This window comes from Paenibacillus mesophilus (assembly GCF_005938385.1).
GTDB lineage: Bacteria > Bacillota > Bacilli > Paenibacillales > NBRC-103111 > Paenibacillus_AB > Paenibacillus_AB mesophilus.
The window spans coordinates 228057-248149 of the sequence record NZ_VCRA01000008.1; the positions used below are offsets into that span (position 1 = coordinate 228057).

Consider the following 20093-nt stretch of genomic DNA (forward strand, 5'->3'; position numbering starts at 1 on the left):
TCTCCCGTTACGGCTACTTGCTTTTCACTTTGATATCACCCGTAAAGTCCGCATGTAATATCTCTACAGGTTGAACGGTTGAATCGCTTCCGTTCCATATCCGAATCGACAGCGCCCCGTGTCCGGAGGCTTCGCCTGCCATCAGACGCACCGTATAAACCGCCCCATTCAGCAAAGTCTTGCCCTGCAGGTAGACGCTGTTGCCGGAAACGACAACCCATTCAACCGAGGTAATGTTCCAATCTATACCTTTCGGCTCAACACGCATGTGCCATTGTTTCTGATCGCCGCCCTGCTTCACGTCAACGTGCAGTTTATCGCCGGCCCGTCCTAACAAACTGTCGGCCGGGAGCCGAATAAATCCTGCCGCACGCACTTCCCCTTGAGCGCCACTGCGCACCGCCAAGTCGGAGCTTTCCGACGATGCCGTATAATAGCCGTTCTCCAGAAGCCTCGTTTGAATATCGTACAATCCGGCAGGAAGCGTCACCCTGACGAAGGCTTGGCCCCGATTGTCGGTAGAGTGCGTTTCCTGCAAGCCAGGCGCCTCTATCCGCGTTCTGGAACCGTCCGTTCCGATCGCATGGATCACGAAACGGACCGGTAGTCCTTCAAGTTTGCCCGGGCTTCCGTCCTCCTCCTGCCGCACCTGCGCCGCCAGAAGCAGAGCGTTCCCTTCGTCAGACGTACGATCGCCCGCGTAAGCGACAGCCGCCTTTTCCTTGCTTACCGCCAATTGTGCCTCGCCGCTCGCGCCGCGCAGAAATTTGGCGCTGTTTTGCGCATAGTCGGCAGTAATGCCGTTCTGCCCGTACGTTGCATCCGTGACGCTAATCGCTACGGCGTAAGGAACCGCAGCTTTCCCTTGCGCATCCGTCAAAGCTGCGCCAACCGGCTGACCGTTCACCTGGAACGCAACCGATTCGCCGGCAATCGGACTGCCGTTTCGATCCGTCAGCGATGCTTTCAGTTCCGCCGCATCGCTGTATACCCCTGCCGCGTTGTCCACGGTAAGCGTTGTGCTGCCGTACACGCTGAAATGTACGTCTTTCGCTGCCGTGTTGCCCGCCTTGTCTTCAGCCGTTACCGATAGCGTGTGTGCTCCCGATGCGGTTATCGGCTTGCCGGAAGCCCACGTTTCTCCATTCAGCTTGATGGAGAATTGCTTCACGCCGCTGCCTGAATCCACAACCGCGACGGTTGGCGAAACCGAGTCCGTGTAATCGCCGCCCTCGGTCACTCCGCCAATCGTAATGGACGGACCTGCAAGATCAGGTTTCACCGTAACGGCCGGCAATGAAACAACTGAGCTTTTGCCCAGCCCTGACACATAGGCATATACCGAATAATCGTGGGTTCCTGCCGCGGGAGCCGGAATCGTCACCGTTAACGGCGTCGCCTCTCCCATTCCGGCCGCTTGGGCAACCGTCCGTTCCCCTTCCTTCACAATAATCGTCGAACCGTTCGTTGCCGTTACATCAAATGTGACATCCGTTCCCGCGTTTACGTTCGTCAACGGTTCCCGCCGAAGGATAATCACAGAGCGCTCCTCCGCATCGACGGTCGTCGTCAACGAGATATTATCCGTAAATACGGAAGCAACATAAGTTTTGGCGCCGATTATAGTCAAGCGGATGAATTTCGCGCCGGTCGGGGCCGGAGTCGTTAGAGACACGGAGCCCCATTGATTCAGCGCCGTCGTCACTTCCTTGCTCATCGTAACGCCCGGTACAACCGCCATCTCCTTGCCTGCGGCGTCATGATAACGAACTTGCACAATCGGACGATTGGAGGAACGCCCGGGAGGATAGCCGGTGCGATTTACGTCCATCGCCACCGTATACGTTCTTCCCCCGACAATAGGGATCAAATCGGAATCGACCGCCACTTCCAAAGCGGTATCGTTATCGTACAGCCGCATGCTTTGGCTGCCGCTCTTCACCGTTTGCGACGAAAGCTCGATCACTGCATCTTTGCCTTCGAGCGTTGCGGGGTTGCGAATCGCCCACCCCGCAATGGCGCCGTTTGCTTGAAGCGGCTGCTCGAAGCCCGCATTCGTTACTTCAAGCTCCTGCGCAACTGGACCTTGCGGCGGCGTTTCCACCGCGATCTTCTTATACATTTTGACATGATCGAAGAAAGCGGTACCTACCCACGATTGCGAGCAAAATAACACAAGCTTGCCGGAAACCGCGCCTTGCGGCGCAATCGAGCTGAACTCCGCATTCGCCCATTGCTTTACCGGAGACGAGAAATAGTTGGCCGGCGCAGGCGTTACCTTGATTTCCTTGCCTGCCGCATCATAATATTTCATGGAGAAGATCGTTCGTCCGCCGTTCAAATAAATATTCGTCTTCCCCGTATATTCCACACCCGGCGTGACCGGGAACGGATCGGAGATCACCCCGGTCTCGGCGGTCGTTGAAGTGTCCGCGATTAACAGACTGTTCTGCCCTTCCTTCGCTTGCTCCTGCGATACCGAAATTCCGGCTTGCCCCGTGCCGAAGCCGAAGCTTTGCCACCCAGGAATCGTACCGTCTCCATTCACCTGCTCAAATCCGCCGTTTACGACGGGAACCTCGACATCCGCATATACCGGAGGAAGCTCCTTCGTTACGGAAATCTTTTTCAGCACGGACGCTTCGTTGTAATATAAATTTCCATCCGGACCGAGCGTCATTAAATTTGTTTTCGTTCCGGGTATTTTTGCGAAGGCCATCGTGGACGGATCTACCGCAACGATTTGACCGCCAAGCGTCGTATACAGGATGCCTTCTGCGTCCCAGCGCAGCTTGACCGGGACCCAATTATGATCGAACACCCAATCCGTCGCCGTTATTTCTTTTTGCTTGACGATTTCGTAAGTATCGGGATTCATCGCGAAAATCGTACCGTATGCCGCGCCCCAGAGAAGACCGTCAGGACCGAAGGACAGGCCTCCGATCGATTTTGGCTTCATACCGCCGGCTTGCTGAATAGCCGGAACAAATTCGGCAATCTTCCTTTTGGCGGCTACGTCCCAAATGAATATTTTCGCTTCTGCAGCGGTTGGCTCGATTCCGAGGCCGCCCCACACCGTAGTGGAGCCATAAAGTTTGCCGTTTCGGTAAGCAAGCCCCATAATGCTTTGGTTTTCCACAACGTTGCGGTACGTTTCCCATTCGGTGCCGTCGTATATGGATATCGCGCCTCCGAGCTCGCCGAGCTTCGGGATCGTTCCCGTAAAAAGCTTGTTGTCTCCCGTTGCGAGTGCAAACGGACGGTCTTGCCCATATCCGATTTCATGAATTTTTTTCGGATTCGCATTGCGTTCGAGCGGCATCGTCGTGTCGAGCTCGTGCATATGGGCCGACGGATATTCGCCGAATATCATTTTGTTGCCGTAAGCGATCATCCCCTCAGCTTGCCCCATGCTGAACATCTCTTTATTGCCGGTTGCAATATTGTAGCGGGCGCCATAGGTTCCCTGATAGCCGGTGCTGTATAGAAGCCCGTCCGGCCCGAATTCGAGCGACTGGATGGAAACCGGCGTACCGGGCACGACCGGCATCCACGACTTCACCACATTGGTTGTGAAATTCGATATCGCTACCGCGCCGTTATATAAAATCGTTGCCAATGACATTCCCGGAAGTTCGGGATCTCCTTTCACTTCTATCCACGTTCCTTTGCGGAAATAAGAACCGAACAACACATCGGTAGGCGTCGATATCCGGCTGTCCAGATCAAACGCGTAATATCTGCCATCGGCCAAGTAGTACGTTTTGCCGTTCATCTCCGGCGAGACGTACATGCCTCGATAATTGTCCACTGCATCAGGGAGCCACTGGCCTGCGGCAAGGTCATAGATCAACATCTTGTTCGGTGTCGAGCTCATATGCACGAACAAAAAATCGCGAACGACGTTCATCGCATATACAGTCGGCTCGTTGCCGGGAGTAAAGCCCGCACTGTCCGGGAATGGAATGCGCGTTTTGCTGCCGTCGGCGGGATTCAGCTTGTACAGTTCGCCGACCGCCCCGGTCCCTGCGTATACATATCCGTTATGGTAGGCGATAGCGCGAACGTACTCCTTGTTGGCCGCGATCCTGCCGTAATCCGTGATTTGATTCGTTGCAGGATCATACTTGAAGACCGTCCCGGTCGGGTAAGTTCCTCCGTAAACGGCGCCCTTGTCATCAACGGCAAGCCCGTACAAGGTGGAAGCACCCTGCGAAGTTCCCAATTTCGTTACCGATTTGGTCACCGGCGAGTACCGGTACAAGTAGCTTGCGGACGCAATATAAACTTGACCTTGTGCATCTACCGCATGACCCCAGGATTGACCTCCTCCGGAAAGGGGCAAAGACCGGATCAGGCTGTAGTTATCCAAATCGACTACGTTAAAATAGGCCGGGTTGTCCGCAACATTCGGATTGCCCGTAACGGTCGTATACATAACCCGCTTCCCGTCCTCGATACCATATGAACTGTCGAGCACGGCAGGGGCCGTAACCATAGTGCCGATGTCTTCCGGCACGGAAAACATCCTGGGCACCACATCGGAAGCGGCATGGGCTTGATCGGCCACAAATGCAGGCATAGCGGCGGCGCTTGCGACAACAATGGAAAGAAGCAATCGGGAAGCGGCTTTCTCGATTTTTTTCAGTGCGTCCATGGATTCCACTCCTTCTTCGTATGAATGCATGTCGAACTACTCGAATAAACTTTCGTCCATCAGGCCGAGGAGCAGTCCCGCCGAAGCGATGGCGTTCGTCCAGCCGCTCTCGAGGCAGTAAGGTCCCCAGCCCGTATCGCCGTTGTTGCCGAAATATTCGCCCCCATCCATATCGTAAGCTCTCATCCAGCCTCCGTTAAACCGGGGGTCCGCGCTGCGGACTTGGATGCTGCACATAAATGCCGACAAAGAGCGATAAAGCTCTTCATATTTGGCTGCGCCCGTAGCCTTCCATGCCTCCCATGCATTCATCAGCAAAAAATTGTTCGTATACAATTGGTCGGCTATCCCTTCTCCGTTGTACAGGAAGACGCCGGCATCTTCCTTGCCGAAACGTTCCGGGTCCGGATTGTCCGCTTCCTCGATCCCTCCCGACCGATGCCGATTGGACAGCAAATAATCGATGATCCCCTCAAGCCCGGAAGCGATAGCGCCGGAACGGTCATGCTTGGCCAAATAACCGAGCGGCAATACGAACCGGTTCAGCCCGGACGTCCGGCTGTACATGTATCGCAGCTCGCTTTGGTGAGCCAACATATAGAGGGACCCTCTGACGGCGATATCCAAATATTGTTGTTCTCCCGTAACCAGATAGGCTTGAATGAATGCGGCATGGGCGATGCTCTCAAAATGCGGATTCATGCTGGGCTTAAGCTCCCGGGAGGCGCGCTCGCGTCCGATCGTTCGAAGCTGCTGTCCCGTAAGCACGTTCGGCCGCAGCCCGGTCGTTTTGTTCTGTGTCTCGAGAAGCGCACGAGCCGTCATCAGTCCCCGACTCCTGTATTCCTCTATCCCTGTTTTGCGGTATAAATAAAGCAGTACGAAGCAAACCCAGGCGTTATCGTCCGTGAACATCTGATCGGGCTCTTCCGCCGGAAAGTCAAACCATTTGAAAAAGCCTTGGGACGGCGATTCCGGGGAAGTTTCCTGATATCCGTTCCTGAACAAGTACTCCATCAGATTGCGCGAAGCCGTCTCCCACCTCTCATTCCCGGTGTATCGGCCGTATAAATGGAAGAAGAGCGCGGCATGGGCGTGACAATCCGGTCTGCGATCACGGGACAGAGCCGCCGTAACCGAATGGATGTTCTCGTAAATACCGGCGGAGCCGTCCGGCGCCGGCATAATGCCGGACTTCTCAAACCAGCTCAGGCCGGCTTCGACGGCTTTCGCAGGCTCTGTCTCTTCGCTTGCGGCAATGTCTTGCTCCCATACGCGAAACGGGATCCCTGTCCGATCCGACAAGGCGGATAGGAGAGAAGCCCATTTGCGATAAGGCCGAAACGCCCGTTTGTTACGGGAAGAGAATAACGAGAAGGTTGAGTACACACACAAGCCTCTGCCCAGTTCCCTGATCAACAATCCCGGGTGCGCCTGTGCGTTCCGGCTTTCCGCGATATGCGTTTGCTTGTAAGGCCCGAAATCGAGCCAGTTCTCGATATCAAGCGAAAAACCGAACGCCATGCTTCCTTCCCATTCGAGCAGCGATCCTGACGGAACCCCCTCCTTTTCTGCAGACACTCGCAATTTTTCAAGCGTTCTGCGTGTTTTAGGAAAGTCCTGCTTCCAGCCGAACAGCCTGGAGCTCGAAAAATCGAACGCGCTGATCAGTTCCACATACAATTTCCCGCCGGATTCCACAAACTTCCAAAGCTTTCTCGTAATCTCATCCGATAAAGTCGTTTCCTCCTCGATCCGCGATGTGCCGATCAGCAGGACGGCTCCATACTTCTCCAGATTTTCATTGGCCAAGCGATCGAAAGAAAACGTTCTCAAACCTTCAACCGGTTCGAATTCGATCCGCTCTTCCGAAAATAGGGCTATTTCCATCAGATCATCTCCCCCATCCTATTTGGTTTACGATTCAAACACTTAATTTGTGGTATATATGTAGTATATTAATGCATATTTATGATAGCACCATTAATTTTTTAATGTCAATTGGTTTTTATGTCGTCTATAACAAAAAAGCCCGGTGGAGAGAACCTCCAGCCAGGCTTGATGCCGATTGCCGAATTTAAATAGTAGAGCTTAGCCTTTCAACGATAATTGTTTATTAAATAACCGAATCAATCCTTCCTCGTCGACCAGACCGGAAAAATATTCACCTAGGCATTCTCCGAATACTTGCAGTTCGTCCACAGACAGCTGAAGCCGATCGTGGGTCGCATAATGAGGAATTAATTCCCTATGGAGCTCCAGACGCGCGGGCTTGTTTGCCAGCTCGGTCTGAACGGACTCCGTGACCAATTTGTTGGACGGCAAGCTGAACGTATGGCGGCGAATAAACGTTTGGCTTTCTTCGGACAGAAGATAGTCGGCAAAGCATCTTGCTTCCTCCTTGTTGGCGGAAGAGGCCCCTACGGCAATGCCGGTGGTCAGCAGCAGCGTATCGTGGGAACGGTACTTCGGAAGCGGTGAAATATCGAACGAAAACTCGGCATCTTTCAATTGATTCAAGCGGTAATAAGTCGTGAGGATGGCCGATACTTTCTGCTGCTTGAACAGCTTCTCGGCGTCATGCTCCCCGAACGAAATCACAAGCGGGTATAAGCCGTCTTCATGAATCAAGTCGCGGATGAATCGCAGCAAGGCGAGCGTCTCCGGATCCTCCGGCGATAGAAGACCTTTCTCGTCCCGCCGGAACCGCGCCCGGTTCTGCAGAAGGAAGATCGGCCAACGGGTGAAGGACGACAGGTGAAAATACAGGCCAAACCGGTTCGGGGCGGTCAACTTGCCCAGCACTTCTCGCAAATCGTGCCAATCCCAGCTGCTATCCGGCTCAAACAGACGGCGCTCCCCGAAATGTTCCTTGTTGTAACAAAGGACAACCGGAGAAAAGATAAACGGCCTTACGTGCAACATATTCTCTTCCGTCGCGAATAAAGCATTTAAGAAAGGGTACGTCTCCCGCTCCGGAGAAAACGGTTCAAACACGCTCAATTGATTCGTTTCGCGAAAATGAACGTAATCGATATGGTTTAATGTGATCACATCGACAATCCCGGATTGCAGCAGCTGCTTCACATTCTCCGCTTGAAAGTAAGGCAGCTTAAACGGCTCTATTTGGATATGGGGATGCATCTCCATAAACCGTTCGATAAGCTCGCCCATATTCGCTTCTTCGTAAAGAGAGGGATATACGCCAAAGCGGACTACCTTCTGCCGCTTCCGTTCCGCGACCTGGGTACCGACCCTTGGATGCTTGACGATCAGCTCTTCTTGTACCAGCTTCTCCAGGATGATGCGCACGGAATTTTTGCTCAGCTGGAACTGCTCCGCCAGCTCCATCTCGGCGGGCAAAAAGTCGCCGGGCTTGTAAACACCGCTCAAAATGTTATGACGGATGGAGTTCAGCATCTCGTTCAATCGGTGTTGAAACGTGCTGCGGTTAGGTTTGGTCATTCTGCTTGCTCCTTAAAGCAAAAAATAAATGCATACGTTTTTCACGGAATTCTCTGGTCTATATATAGTATACAATATTAAAAAAATGAATGCCAGAACATGGGAAGAACGAAGTAACTCTGGGATTCGGAGCGAATATCGTCCAATTCCCAGGTGTTGTCCACCCCTTTCGCTTCTACAAAGATTCGTTTTTTAACTGTTCTGCATGAAGCCGCAAAGTCTAAAAAGGCCGCCGTTGATACCGGCAGCCCAATTTCATGGAGCTTTTGTGATCATTTACGTATATGCAGTAGGGGCTTCTTGCATAATTGCATACATCGAGTCCAGCACTTGTACGGCTTGGTGTTCCAGCTCTTTGATCGAACGCAGCAAACGGACCGCATCTTCCGCAGCGGCCGGTTCGTTTGGATCGCCTCCCCTGACGCTGATATCTACGAGGAACGGAAACATCGAGCATAATCGGTCAAACGGTTCGCGCATGCATGAGTATAACGAAGCGGCAACCCGCGCCATCTCCGCTACCGATTCACTTCCGATAAAGCCTCCGAGCGCTCCGCCTCCCACCTCTTCAAAAAATTGAGCGGCATATCGCCGGGCATCCGAAATAAGAAAGACATTATACGAGTTGCTGATTGGCTCGACACGGCCGCCTTGCAGCGCATCGATCCAGACGTCATACCCCGCCAGACCGTTCATGCATTGTTCGGCGTAATGCTCCTGCTCGCGGTAGTGGCGAAGAGCGGTCTCTATCGTGTTGCGAAGCATAATTCGATTGTCCATTCTCACGGACGATTGGACCGAAAGCACGAATAGCATACCTAAAGTTCCTCGGCTGAGGTGATCGTACGGAACCGTATCGTTCCCGTAGACCGTGGAACAATCTCCTGCAATAAACTGGCGGTTCTCATCATCATACCCGTATATCAGCGCAAACTCCGGAAAGAACAAATCCCATACCATCACCGGATCCCCGCTGTCAACCGAATGATGCACGAAATCAAGTGCGCGAGGCATAAGGTCGGACAGCTGCCGCTTCAGACGTGCCTCCGCTGTTTTCTCTTCCTCGTCCATCAATTGGAAGTTGGCATCCGCGGTTAACGGACGACTCTGATCGGATACATAGGACGCCCGATATCCGACTGCCTCCAGACTACGGGAAATCACAGGTCCAAAGTCGAACATAGTCGGTCCCGCGATGCCCACAGTCTCACGGACGATATTGATACGAAACGCGAATCCGGTTAATCCCATCACCATCGATAACTTCAGAGGTTTATCCGTATATTCCAGCAGTCCGCATATGGCTGCCGCAGCTGTTGTCCATGTAGCCGGACTCTTCAGCACTTCAGGCTTCCGTAGCACTTTCACTTTCATAACACCCATTTCCTTTCGCGAACGAATGTATTGGTCAACGACTACGCGAATATGCTCCTGTGCGAGTTTCTTCCGGGAACGGGACAAAATTTGATATACATTGGCAGTGGAGAGTCGGAACATCCGACCGATCTCTGCCGGAGACAACTGCTCGAACAAGAACGATTCGAATACTTGCCGTTCCTTCTTGGACAAGCATAACAGGATGGTAGTCATCGTTTCGAATATTTCCCTACGGACGAGCTGCTGCGCCGGATCTGAACCGGTCTGATCCGGTTGATTATACCTCGCCGCTACTCGCCCAAGAATATAATCCAGATTCCCCCAATCAGCCGCTTCCCTGCCAGCTTGCGATCGATCAGCCAACTCCGAGAAACTACTTTCCTTAACGGACGGTCCTCGACTGATCCTGTTGTAGGCTTGATTACGCACGATCCGCTGGATCCAAGGTGCGAAGCGGCTAGTATCCGCAAGCGACCCTAGGCGAGTAAAAGCACGTAACAGCGCATCCTGCACCACGTCCTCTGCAGCAAAACGTTCCTTCGTAATCGACCGGGCGTAGCCGAACATTTCGTCCCGATGACGGCGCACAAGTTCGCCGAAGGCCGATCGGTCGCCTTCTTTGGCCAGACGAACAAGCTGATCGTCTTGCTCCGACTCATATTCGAACCGCTCCCCCCGTTCCCGTTGATTCCCTTCTTTCATCGAAACACCTCGCGAATAATGTTGACCTGTTACACGGACACAAAAGGCGAGCACAATCTGACAAATTCTAAACAATCATTTTTATTTGTACGATAATACATTTCGCTTTCTCGATACAATTCCTCTTCTCATCGGCTACTGATATGAATTTTATCCCATAAAAAGAAAAAGCCGCAGCATATGCGACCTTTAAAGGGCTAATGTTCTGTTATCCGATACCCGCACTTCCCCTAATTATGAAGTTCGTCCGTGAAGCTCGTTCAGCAGATCCAGCGCCGCGAGGACGAATAAGTTTCCGGCTTCTTCGGCGAATTTGATTCCCGTCGGCTCATAGCCGCCCCGGTCGTATGAAGCCGGTGTGCAAACATAGCCGTTGCCGGAGCCATTGGCCAGCTCGTTGATGATCGTATACGCATAGGGCGATTTTTCTTTGATCTCCAGGCCGAATTCGACGAACATTTCTGCAGGAAGCGCCACGACGGCCAGATCGCCGATCGCGGAAACTTGAATTTCATACTCCCGCGAAGATAGCGGCTCGCCGATGGAATGCAGTCTTTGCTCGGCCCGCATTTGTTCCATCGCTTGCTTGCTGCTTAGCTTATCGTTCGGTATGCCTTTCAATGCCGCCAACATGTTTTCTGCCCATTCGATTTCATGCTTTCTTAACGCCCGCTCCGATACGTTTACTAAACGGCTCGCAACAAATAATTGAACGTCACTACAAGCCGCTTTCGTCTTATCGCGCACCTTGGATATTTCCAGTCCCAGTATGTTGCCCATTCGAATCCGATGCGGAATGACCTTCGGGTCGTGGCGGCCCTGGACATCGATATGGTTGATGTTCCCGCAAGCCCCCTGGAAGAACAGGCTGACGACCGATTCGCCGTATAGCCGCTTGATCGTCCGGCTGATGTAAGCCGGGTAGTCGCCGCTGTACTCCGTTCCGCTCACGCAATCGGTGTGAACGGCATAATTGCTGACGATACCAAGCGGCTCCCCCTGCGCGTTATCGATGCGGACGACGAGCACCTCCGGGTCGATCGGTCCTTCCGGCCGGTCGATATTCGGGTTCAAGATGCCCGGGTTCGTCTGGACCGTGCCGTCCTTCATGAAGAAGCGGCGATTGAAGGCGACGCTGTCCTCGCTTCCCCGCCCGCAACCGATCCTCGCTTCTTCCCGTCTGCCGTAAGCAAGTACGGCGGCATCCGCCGCCTTCGCCTCCAGTGTCGGGTAGAAGCTTAACGCAGCCGCATCGGTAGGCCGGGGCGGACCGGTATGCGTATGCGTGCAGGATATCATCACCTGTTCGGGCGGAATTCCGGTATATTCTTGTACCCGATTGCGAATTCTCTCGCAGGAATCGAGATCGAGCGAAATGATATCGAGTACGATAAAGGCAAGAACAGCTTCACCCGATTCGATCACCATCGCTTTGGCGAACAGTTCGTCCTTCGAACCCGTTGCCGGCCGCGGTTTGGGGCCGTAGCCCGGAATTTGCATCCCGAGCGGCGGTGTAATATTCACTTCCGCCAGTCCGATCTTCATTGCAATCCCTCCTAGAGTTGATATGTCCTTTGCGATCGTTCCGCCATTTAACAGGCTTTCCAACAAGCTTTCGCACCTTCGATGACGAGCTCGGTGCCGAGCTCCTTGCTCAAAGCTTGCAGCTTGAATAATACACTCCTGTCATCCGTCAGCTGCGGCCAGCCCCTGCGGTATCGGGGAGCTCCGTAGCCAAGAGCGATCGGGTGAAAGTCCATCGACTTCAAATCTCCGTCTTCGAACACGAGTCCGGCTACGACGGACGACCAGACATCCGGATTGGCCCCCAACCCCCGTGTATCGCCGGCGCTGCGGACATCCAGCGCATCGGCCGGATAGTTCGAGTAGCCGAGTCCGTACTTCTCATAAAACTCGGAGGGCAGGCGATCTACGGAATCATTTTGGAAAATGAAATTTCCCATACTGTATAAGATCGGTCTATTTTTGTACAATTCCACTCCGCGTATAATATGCGGACCGTGACCGATAACGACATGCGCTCCTTCGTCGATGCAGCTTCTCGCGAATTCCCGTAGAAAATCGGCCGGTACATCTTTTCGTCCATTCTTCATCTCGTGGGAATGGATGCTGACGATAACATAGTCCGCTTGCCGGCGCGCATTCCCGATTGCCCCGAGTATGCGGGACAAATCGTGCGGATTCGGCTTGGTCGTCGTACCCTTGACTTCGCCGACGGCGAAGCGGTGACCGCCGAACTGCATAACATCAGGCTCGGCGACGGCGAAGCCCTCCTTGACGAGCATATTGTGCTCGTCATTGATGCCCGTTTCGTCCGCAATCGCTTTCAAATGAACCATTTGCTCTTTCGATATGCGGAACATGGCGGTAAACCGGAGAGGATTGACGCCCGGTCTGCCGCCTATATCCCCCCGCTGCTCCCCGGCCCGCCAAGATTCATGAAAGGTTGAAGTCGCCGCGATAAGCGCAGCCCTGCCCCCTTGAAACTCCAAATACTTGATGTCGTTTGCTTCCGACATGTTGCGTCCGACCCCCGCATGCACCCAATCGAACCGATCCAAGTAACGGGCCGTCGCCTCAAGTCCGCCATAAGAATAATCCAAGGTATGGTTATTCGCCCATGCGAGCGCATTAAAGCCGTACTTGCGCAAATCTTGCAGGACGGAAGGGTCGGCGACGGCCCAAGTGCCGCCGCTTTGTGCGGCCGGGAACCCTTCCATCCGATGAACCGTAACTTCCAGGTTCGTAAACCGGATGTCCGAGCGGCCGATCCATTCAGCCAAATCGCGATACGTCTCATCGCCTGCGGGCAACCGTCTCGTAATAAAGCTGTCGCCCGTGGCGGCGATAGTCATTCGCGTCAAAGCCGATCACTCCTTTGAATTCGTATGCATCGCGGGATCGGATACCGCCGCTCCATTCCGGCAAGCGAACACGAGACGAACGATCAGCTCGGCTGCGATTCCGAGCACCCGTTCGTCGAAATCGAATGACGATTGATGATGACCGGCGGCCAGCGGGCTGCCGAACAGCATGTAGACGCCTCGTCCTCCTTGCTCCTGTACTTTGCGCAGCATGAATGTCGCATCCTCGGATGCGCCGAAAGGAATCGAAGGCACGAACGAGACGACCGTATCCATTCCGGCACACTCCTGTTCGATCATTGGAATAAGCGAGCGGTCTCCTTCCGCGCTTATGCCCCGGCCGACCGTTTCCCATTCGCACGAAACGCCGTACATCGACGCCGCCGATGCCAGAATACGACTCGTCTCCCGGGCCATGTATTCATTCAGCGCCTCCGTCTCGCCGCGGAGCTCCAGCTTCATGCGAGCTTCTCCGGGGATGACATTGCGTCCGGAGCCGCCCTCGAGCATCCCGACATTTACGCGGGTCGCGCCCTCGCTGTGTCTGCTGATCCCATGCAGGTGCAGAGCAGCGGTGCAGGCGGCAAGCAGCGCGTTGCTCCCGAGCTCCGGCGAGTTCCCCGCATGCGCTTCTTTGCCACGAAACATCGCATCGATTTTGGTCGTAGATAAGAAGCCGTCGACCGATGCAACGATTTCACCGAGTATCCTGCTCTTCAGGCCGATGTGCCCGCACAGAAAATAGTCCGCTCCGTCAAGCCAGCCGACCTCCACCATCGCCTTCGCCCCGCGGCACCCTTCCTCTGCCGGTTGAAACAGCAGCCTCACCTCCCCGGCAAGTTCACTACGTCGACCGGCTATCATCTCCGCCACCCCTAGCCCGATGGCGACATGGCCGTCATGACCGCAAGCGTGCATGAGACCGGACCGATTGGAGGAAAACCCCAATTGGCACGGCAAATGATCCGGCGCATCGCTCTCTCCGATCTCGACACAATCCATATCGAAGCGGAGCGCGATGACCGGTCCCGGCTTCAAGCCGCGAAGCACGCCGACGACGGCCGTATGGCCGCCCTTCATACGTTCGAGCCAGAACGGATCGACCCCTTCCCGCAAAGCCTTCTCCTCGTGGAATCGCAGCGTTGCCGCATCGGGAACGCCCATCCGCGCCTCCGATCTAATCGCTTGCTCGCCGGTTGCCACCTCGTAGCCAAGGGCGGAAAGCCGCGCAGCCACAAGCGACGCTGTCCGGTATTCCATCCATCCGGGTTCCGGGTGGGCATGAATATCTCTCCGGCATGTAACCATGCCAGTCAACAAGCGGTTCCGTTCTTCGTGATTCATGTAACACGTTCACTTCCCAAATATTATATAAAGAACATTTCCGTATATATTCCATAAATAGGGTAACATTGCCCTCGACTTGCTGTCAATCCCTGTTTTCGCCGAAACATCGACGCTCTCGATCGTAAAGTCGTGTTTGCTTTTTAGGTATTCCGCCCGTCATAATAGACAGCAAAAGCAATCATCTTCGGGCTTCTGGAGGAATTCATGAACATTACAATCGGCCTTGTCGGGCCGTCGGATACGGTTACGCTCGTGCAGCAGGTCGGTCGAGAATGGGAGACACGGCTCAATCTTATACCGTATGTATATGATGACGTGGAAGATGTGGCGGATATCATTAAGGGGGGAAAAACCGGAATTGACTTATGGCTCTTTACCGGTCGCATTGCATTTGAGATCGGCCTTCCGCATGTACCCGAGGCAAACGCCTTAATGATTCGATCCAGCGGTTCCGCCCTGATGAAAACGTTATTTGGCGCCGTTCGCGCCGGGGGGATCCCGAAGCGATTCAGTATCGATACGCTGACGGAAGCGGAAGTCGCGGAAACATTGAACGAGCTCCAATTGCACGACAGCGTTCCGGTTGTCCATCCGAAAAGCGGATACGTTCCGTCCACCGAATTGATCCATTTCCATGAGTCGCTCTTTCATTCGGGCGAGATCGACGTATGTATCACCCATCGCGGACACGTATACGAGGAGTTGCTGAAACTCGGCATATCCGTTTACCGGATCGTTCCTACCGTTATGTCGATCCGGGAGACACTGCGTCTAGCTTCACAGCTCGGTCAGACGAATCATTTCCGGCAATCGCAAATTGCGGCGCTTCTGCTTCAGGTTCGCAACGTGTTCAAAGAACATACAAGCTCCTATGAAATGCACCGGCTGAATTTGAAGCTTCAGGAGCTGCTGCTGCAGTTTACCGAGCATATAGCCGGAACGCTTATACCGACCGGCAGCACGACATTCAGCCTTTTTTCCACGCGCGGGGCGATTGAGCGCAACACGGAATTCCCCCCTTTTCTGCTGTTTGAGAAAATCAGGCTGCTCACCGGCGGGTCGGTTCACTTTGGCATCGGCTATGGGCTGACAGCCTTCGGCGCGGAGCAAAATGCCGTTCTCGCCCTGTCCCGTACGGAAAAACGCGAGGATGGCGGATTGGTCATCGCCGATGAGACCGGGGCGGTCGAGGAAATGTATCCGAACCAGCAATCGCTCGCGTTCCATTACCATTCCGACGATCTTGAAGTGATCAACCGGTTGAAGCGGGTTGGCGTCTCCGCCGCGACTTTCAATAAAATCGTTTCCGTGCAAGCCCGGACGGGCAAACGTTCCGTTAGCGCTGCCGATCTGGCTTCTTGGCTGGACATGACGCCGCGCAATGCGAACCGATTATTGGCCGAGCTCGAGCGCGGCGGATTAGCCCGTGTTGTCGGCGAGGAAGCGCCCGCACCGAAGGGCAGGCCTCGCAAACTGTTTCGCATCGGGGTTGCGGAGGGCGAACCGTCCGAGGCCGGCAAATAATTGGGATGGAGCGGACAAATTCGCGCCGGCGCAATCAAGAACGCCTTGCACCGGTGCGCGAAAGCTCAATTTCGGCTAGCCCGCAGCAGCTCCGGGCTGACCTGCTGCTCGATCCCGGTTTCGTGAGAACGATAGACCGCATCGACGACGGCGACGATAGACTGAGCGTATTCTCCGGATATGGAAAGCGGCTTTCTGTATTCTATGGCATCCAGCACGCTTTCCAACTGGGCGACGAACGTCTCGGTCGCCGGCGGTACGGATATCGGCTCATAAGTACCGTCCGTTCCGATCGACAGCTCCACCCTGGTGCGTATGCGCATGGAGCCGCCTGTGAACAGCAGCTCTGTCTCGTTGGCAGGCACTCCTTTGTAACCGGACAGCGAAATATATACCGGCACTCCGGATGTCGTCTCCATGAACAGCGCGGCGCTTCCCTCCACGTCCGATGAACCGCCTGGATAAGTTAAGCTCGCCCTTACTTTGGCTATCCGGCTGTTAGTCAGCCATTGAATCCGATCGATCGAATGACTGCCCAAATTGATGACAACCCCGCCTCCCGACTTCGCTTTCTCGAGAAACCAGGCGGGACGGCTTGCCTGGAAATAGTTACCCCACCTTTTATCGTTCACCATCACCAGCTTGCCGAGCCTTCCCGATTCGATAATCAATTTCGCCTCGATATGTTCGGCAAAAAATTGCTGCATGTGTCCGACAGCCGCAACTACTTTGTTGCGATCGGCGGCATCGTTAATTTCCAAACATTCGGCGACGTTTAATGCCATCGGTTTTTCGAGCAAAATATGACACCCTTGTTCCGCGCACCAGACCGCCGCCTCCTTGTGCAAAAAATGAGGAAGCGAGATGATCACCATATCCGGCTTTTGTTCCAGCACCATCTTTTTATAGTCCGTATAAGCTTTCAAATCATATTCCGAACAAAGCCGCAGAGCCCGTTCTTCGATCAAATCGGCTATAGCTACCGGACGGGCTCTGTTCGAGCTCCTCAGCGCCTTCAGATGGGTATGCGCAATTTGACCGGCACCAATTAAAGCTGCTGTGTAGATTTTCATGATTCCCTCATCTATTGTTAGTATCGATCACTTTCTGCGCTTCTTCCTCCGCCATGCGAAGAGCGGTATTCATATCGTACTGCCCTTTGATCATCCCTTCGATATATTTGACGTGAATCGCTTCGATTTGGCTGTTGCTCTTATTCGTGGCAGGGAACGGCGCATATTTGTTATGGATGACCGCCTTCCAGTTTTTCCCCGCCGGCTTCGCTTCCACGCCGAAGTTTTTGATGTACGGCTCCGTAATTTTGGGAACGAGGAATCCTTTTTTAGCCAAAGGCAGCAAGTTTTCGTCCGAAACCAAGTATGCGATCACTTCCATGGCCGCCTTTTTGTTCCGCGTCTGCTTCGTCAGTCCCCAGATCGTAGAGTTCATCGGGCTTCCCGTATTCGGAGCTTCTTTAAACGACGGCAGCGACACCATATCCCAGTTGATCGTTTCCTCCTGAAGCTCCTTCGTTACGAGGGCTATACCGGCATTGAACAGCAAGATTGCCGTTCTGCCTTCTACCAGTCTGGCCGTACTGCCGGAGAACGCCCGATTGTCTCTGCGGTACGCTTCGTTCAGCGTTGTATTTCCATATACGGTTTGAAAATACGATTTCCAGCGTTCATCCGTATTGATCGTCGGTTTATTCGTTTTCGGATCGACAAGGGATACTCCAAGCTGATTCCATGACGTCATAACGCCCAGATGACCGGTGAAGCCGTAATAATTGATTCCGCTGTCGCTTCTCGTCAGCTTCGCGGACACATCCATCACTTCGTTCCAAGTCATGCCGTCCTTCAAATACGAAACCCCGAACTTGTCGAACAGCGATTTGTTGTAGAAGAGCAGATGGTTAATCGCGGATCCGCCGGGAATACCGTACATACCGCCGTTCGAGATCGAACGAATATAATTGATCAGCTGCGGCTCGAAATCGTTCAAGTTGATTTTATACTCTTTAATATAAGAGCTCATGTCCAGTTCCAGCTTCATATTCACAACGTCGTTGTAAAAGCCGGTTCCCGCCCGGCCGACTATATCGATCGGCACGCCTGTCGTAATGAGATCTTCGATCGTTTTGCCTTTTTGCGATTGATCGATGTGGTTGATCTTATATTTGGGAAACTTTTTTTGCAATGCCGCCAAGTAATCGGCGGTTATCGTGGCGTCAGGCGTTACCAAGTTGATTTCGACCGGTTCGTTCGATTCCGGTTCCGCCGGTTTTGCCGTTGCGTTTGACTCGGGTTTATTCGAAGACGAACAAGCTGCCAACAAAGAAGCAACAGTAAGGGATGCAACAACCAATTGTAATTTTCTTTTCATTTGGAAAACGACCTCCGCTTCATGGTTCAATAAGATGACTTTCACACACTATAAAAACGCTTTCAAAACTGAACCTTCAACTTCACCCCTCCGATCTAGTTTCCATAAACAAACCCCATTTTTGTTGTAATTTTTATAATTGAGATTAAAAAAACTACACAAGTCCGTTATAGCATTGCATTCAAGGGAAAGTCAACGATAATAAAAAAACTACAATCATTATAATATTGATTTTATAAAAACCAACGCAAGCCTCCCCATTTCCCATTGCGAAACCACAGCAAAAAAGTCTCAACCCACTTGAACCGTGGCGTTGAGACTTTTTGATTGATTCAATTGAATCCATTATTCTCTGGACAATACGCGGGCGATCTCCTCGCACAGCTCGTCCTCGTCAATCATGTTGGCGAAATACTGCTTTAAATGCCGGAATACGAGCGGCAGCTCTCTGCTGGTCAAATTCAAATCCGTATGCGTTCGCAAGGAGAACAGCATCTCCCGATATAAACCGTATCGGGCCGGACGATGCAGCTCGTTCCCTGCGTCGGTCGGCGACAGCGAACGCATGCTCGGTATACTCGTCGTATACTGTTGAATCGTCTTCTGGCCTTGTTCTTCCGTCAGAAATTGAACGAACAGCCCGGCTTCCTCCATATGCGGGGTAGCGGAGCGTATGCCGATCGCCGACGAGATCATGAGCGAACGCGGCTCCTGTATGAAAGGAACGGGAGCAATGTCAAATTCGACATCCGATTGAACGAATATATTTAAGCCCATATAACTGAGCAACGTCATCGAAAGTTTGCCTTCCAAAAACGGTTTGACGAAATCTTGATTGCTTTCGGATAAATAAGAAGGAAACAGCTTCTGATTCAGCATAATCCGTTTCAGCAGCTTGATGCTGTCCAAGAGAGCGGTTCCTTTTAAATTATTAAGCCGGGCTCCATCCCACTCGAACCGTTCTCCGCTTTGCAGTAAAAACATAGGCCAACGGTTAATGTCGGGAACATGAAAGCAAAATCCGTACCGGCCTTCCACCTGGGACAATTTTTCGCCCGCGTAAATGAGATCGTCCCACGTCCAGCTCCCATCCGGTTCCGCCAGCCCGCTTTCGCGAAAATGAGCTTTGTTATACAGAAGGACGATCGGCGAGTAGACGATCGGCTTGAAAAAGAGCCGTTCTTCATGCATATATTGTTTGGTTAACAGTGGATGTACGTCTTCACTTTGTGTCAGCGGCTTAAATAGACGAGTAAACCCGTACTCAACGATTTGTCTGAAATGCAGCTCGCCAATAATGAATAAATCTGAGTTGGAAGGCTCATGATTTGCGGATAATCCGGGAAAATCCGTAACCTCGACGGTAATCCACGGGTATTTCTGATGGAACATGTCGAGCAGCCGCTTAAGATCGCAATTCCGCCAGGTTACAGCAATACAGGTAAGACGAAGCGTTACACGCCGGGTATGCGTCGATTTCACGCGATTGCCGACCTTCGGAATTTTCTCGATAAGCCCTTCCTCGACAAGCAGCTCCAACCCTTTGCGTACCGATATATTGCCGAACCGGAACCGTGAAGCGAGCATTTTCTCGGACGGCAAATAGTCGCCGACCTGATATTGACCTCCGGTAATTTCGCTTCTTAACGTCTGGACCATCGTTTCCAGCTGCATGCGGAATTGTTCGTTGGATGTTCTGCCTTTCATCGTCCTGCACCCCATTACGAATTACGGATCACATATGGGGATCA

At 53.0% G+C, this 20093-nt stretch carries 11 protein-coding genes; 1 reads left to right on the top strand and 10 read right to left on the bottom strand.

Annotated elements, in window-relative coordinates; translation table 11 throughout:
- Positions 1 to 13: 13 nt before the first annotated feature.
- From FE783_RS16890 to FE783_RS16920, 7 genes are all read right to left on the bottom strand, one after another.
- Positions 14 to 4657: a hypothetical protein gene (locus FE783_RS16890; protein WP_138880554.1), complete on the bottom strand. Its 4644-nt coding sequence runs from the start codon at positions 4655 to 4657 to the stop codon at positions 14 to 16.
- A gap of 36 nt (positions 4658 to 4693) precedes the next feature.
- Positions 4694 to 6547, bottom strand: coding sequence for an AGE family epimerase/isomerase (locus FE783_RS16895; RefSeq protein ID WP_138880555.1), 1854 nt, complete (start codon positions 6545 to 6547; stop codon positions 4694 to 4696).
- Positions 6548 to 6748: 201 nt separating this feature from the next.
- Positions 6749 to 8122, bottom strand: a complete 1374-nt coding sequence (locus tag FE783_RS16900; protein ID WP_138880556.1) for an extracellular solute-binding protein — start codon at positions 8120 to 8122, stop codon at positions 6749 to 6751.
- Between the two features lie 276 nt (positions 8123 to 8398).
- Positions 8399 to 10201, bottom strand: coding sequence for an RNA polymerase sigma factor (locus FE783_RS16905; RefSeq protein ID WP_138880557.1), 1803 nt, complete (start codon positions 10199 to 10201; stop codon positions 8399 to 8401).
- A 234-nt stretch (positions 10202 to 10435) separates the two neighbouring features.
- Positions 10436 to 11746 carry a neutral/alkaline non-lysosomal ceramidase N-terminal domain-containing protein gene (locus FE783_RS16910; RefSeq protein ID WP_138880558.1) on the bottom strand — a complete coding sequence of 437 codons (1311 nt, stop codon included), beginning with the start codon at positions 11744 to 11746 and terminating at the stop codon, positions 10436 to 10438.
- Positions 11747 to 11793: 47 nt separating this feature from the next.
- Positions 11794 to 13077: a CapA family protein gene (locus tag FE783_RS16915; protein ID WP_138880624.1), complete on the bottom strand. Its 1284-nt coding sequence runs from the start codon at positions 13075 to 13077 to the stop codon at positions 11794 to 11796.
- A gap of 15 nt (positions 13078 to 13092) precedes the next feature.
- Positions 13093 to 14430, bottom strand: coding sequence for an amidohydrolase (locus FE783_RS16920; RefSeq protein ID WP_138880559.1), 1338 nt, complete (start codon positions 14428 to 14430; stop codon positions 13093 to 13095).
- Positions 14431 to 14637: 207 nt separating this feature from the next.
- On the opposite strand from FE783_RS16920, the gene FE783_RS16925 reads away from it, so the two are divergent.
- Positions 14638 to 15957, top strand: a complete 1320-nt coding sequence (locus tag FE783_RS16925; protein WP_138880560.1) for a helix-turn-helix domain-containing protein — start codon at positions 14638 to 14640, stop codon at positions 15955 to 15957.
- A 65-nt stretch (positions 15958 to 16022) separates the two neighbouring features.
- Here the strand turns inward: FE783_RS16925 and FE783_RS16930 are convergent, their stop codons facing one another.
- The 3 genes from FE783_RS16930 to FE783_RS16940 all read right to left on the bottom strand — a co-directional run bounded on the left by FE783_RS16930 (position 16023) and on the right by FE783_RS16940 (position 20049).
- Positions 16023 to 17030, bottom strand: coding sequence for a Gfo/Idh/MocA family protein (locus tag FE783_RS16930; protein WP_138880561.1), 1008 nt, complete (start codon positions 17028 to 17030; stop codon positions 16023 to 16025).
- A 7-nt stretch (positions 17031 to 17037) separates the two neighbouring features.
- Positions 17038 to 18342, bottom strand: a complete 1305-nt coding sequence (locus FE783_RS16935; RefSeq protein WP_138880562.1) for an ABC transporter substrate-binding protein — start codon at positions 18340 to 18342, stop codon at positions 17038 to 17040.
- 345 nt (positions 18343 to 18687) lie between these two features.
- The gene (locus FE783_RS16940; protein WP_158301865.1) at positions 18688 to 20049 is read right to left on the bottom strand and encodes an extracellular solute-binding protein; all 1362 of its coding nucleotides are present in this window, start codon (positions 20047 to 20049) and stop codon (positions 18688 to 18690) included.
- Positions 20050 to 20093 lie beyond the last annotated feature (44 nt).

Excerpts from the sequence above, each read along its gene's own strand:
- FE783_RS16890 (WP_138880554.1), bottom strand. The coding sequence starts at position 4,657 with ATGGACGCACTGAAAAAAATCGAGAAAGCCGCTTCCCGATTGCTTCTT.
- FE783_RS16895 (WP_138880555.1), bottom strand. The coding sequence starts at position 6,547 with ATGGAAATAGCCCTATTTTCGGAAGAGCGGATCGAATTCGAACCGGTT.
- FE783_RS16900 (WP_138880556.1), bottom strand. The coding sequence starts at position 8,122 with ATGACCAAACCTAACCGCAGCACGTTTCAACACCGATTGAACGAGATG.
- FE783_RS16905 (WP_138880557.1), bottom strand. The coding sequence starts at position 10,201 with ATGAAAGAAGGGAATCAACGGGAACGGGGGGAGCGGTTCGAATATGAG.
- FE783_RS16910 (WP_138880558.1), bottom strand. The coding sequence starts at position 11,746 with ATGAAGATCGGACTGGCGGAAGTGAATATTACACCGCCGCTCGGGATG.
- FE783_RS16915 (WP_138880624.1), bottom strand. The coding sequence starts at position 13,077 with ATGACTATCGCCGCCACGGGCGACAGCTTTATTACGAGACGGTTGCCC.
- FE783_RS16920 (WP_138880559.1), bottom strand. The coding sequence starts at position 14,430 with ATGAATCACGAAGAACGGAACCGCTTGTTGACTGGCATGGTTACATGC.
- FE783_RS16925 (WP_138880560.1), top strand. The coding sequence starts at position 14,638 with ATGAACATTACAATCGGCCTTGTCGGGCCGTCGGATACGGTTACGCTC.
- FE783_RS16930 (WP_138880561.1), bottom strand. The coding sequence starts at position 17,030 with ATGAAAATCTACACAGCAGCTTTAATTGGTGCCGGTCAAATTGCGCAT.
- FE783_RS16935 (WP_138880562.1), bottom strand. The coding sequence starts at position 18,342 with ATGAAAAGAAAATTACAATTGGTTGTTGCATCCCTTACTGTTGCTTCT.
- FE783_RS16940 (WP_158301865.1), bottom strand. The coding sequence starts at position 20,049 with ATGAAAGGCAGAACATCCAACGAACAATTCCGCATGCAGCTGGAAACG.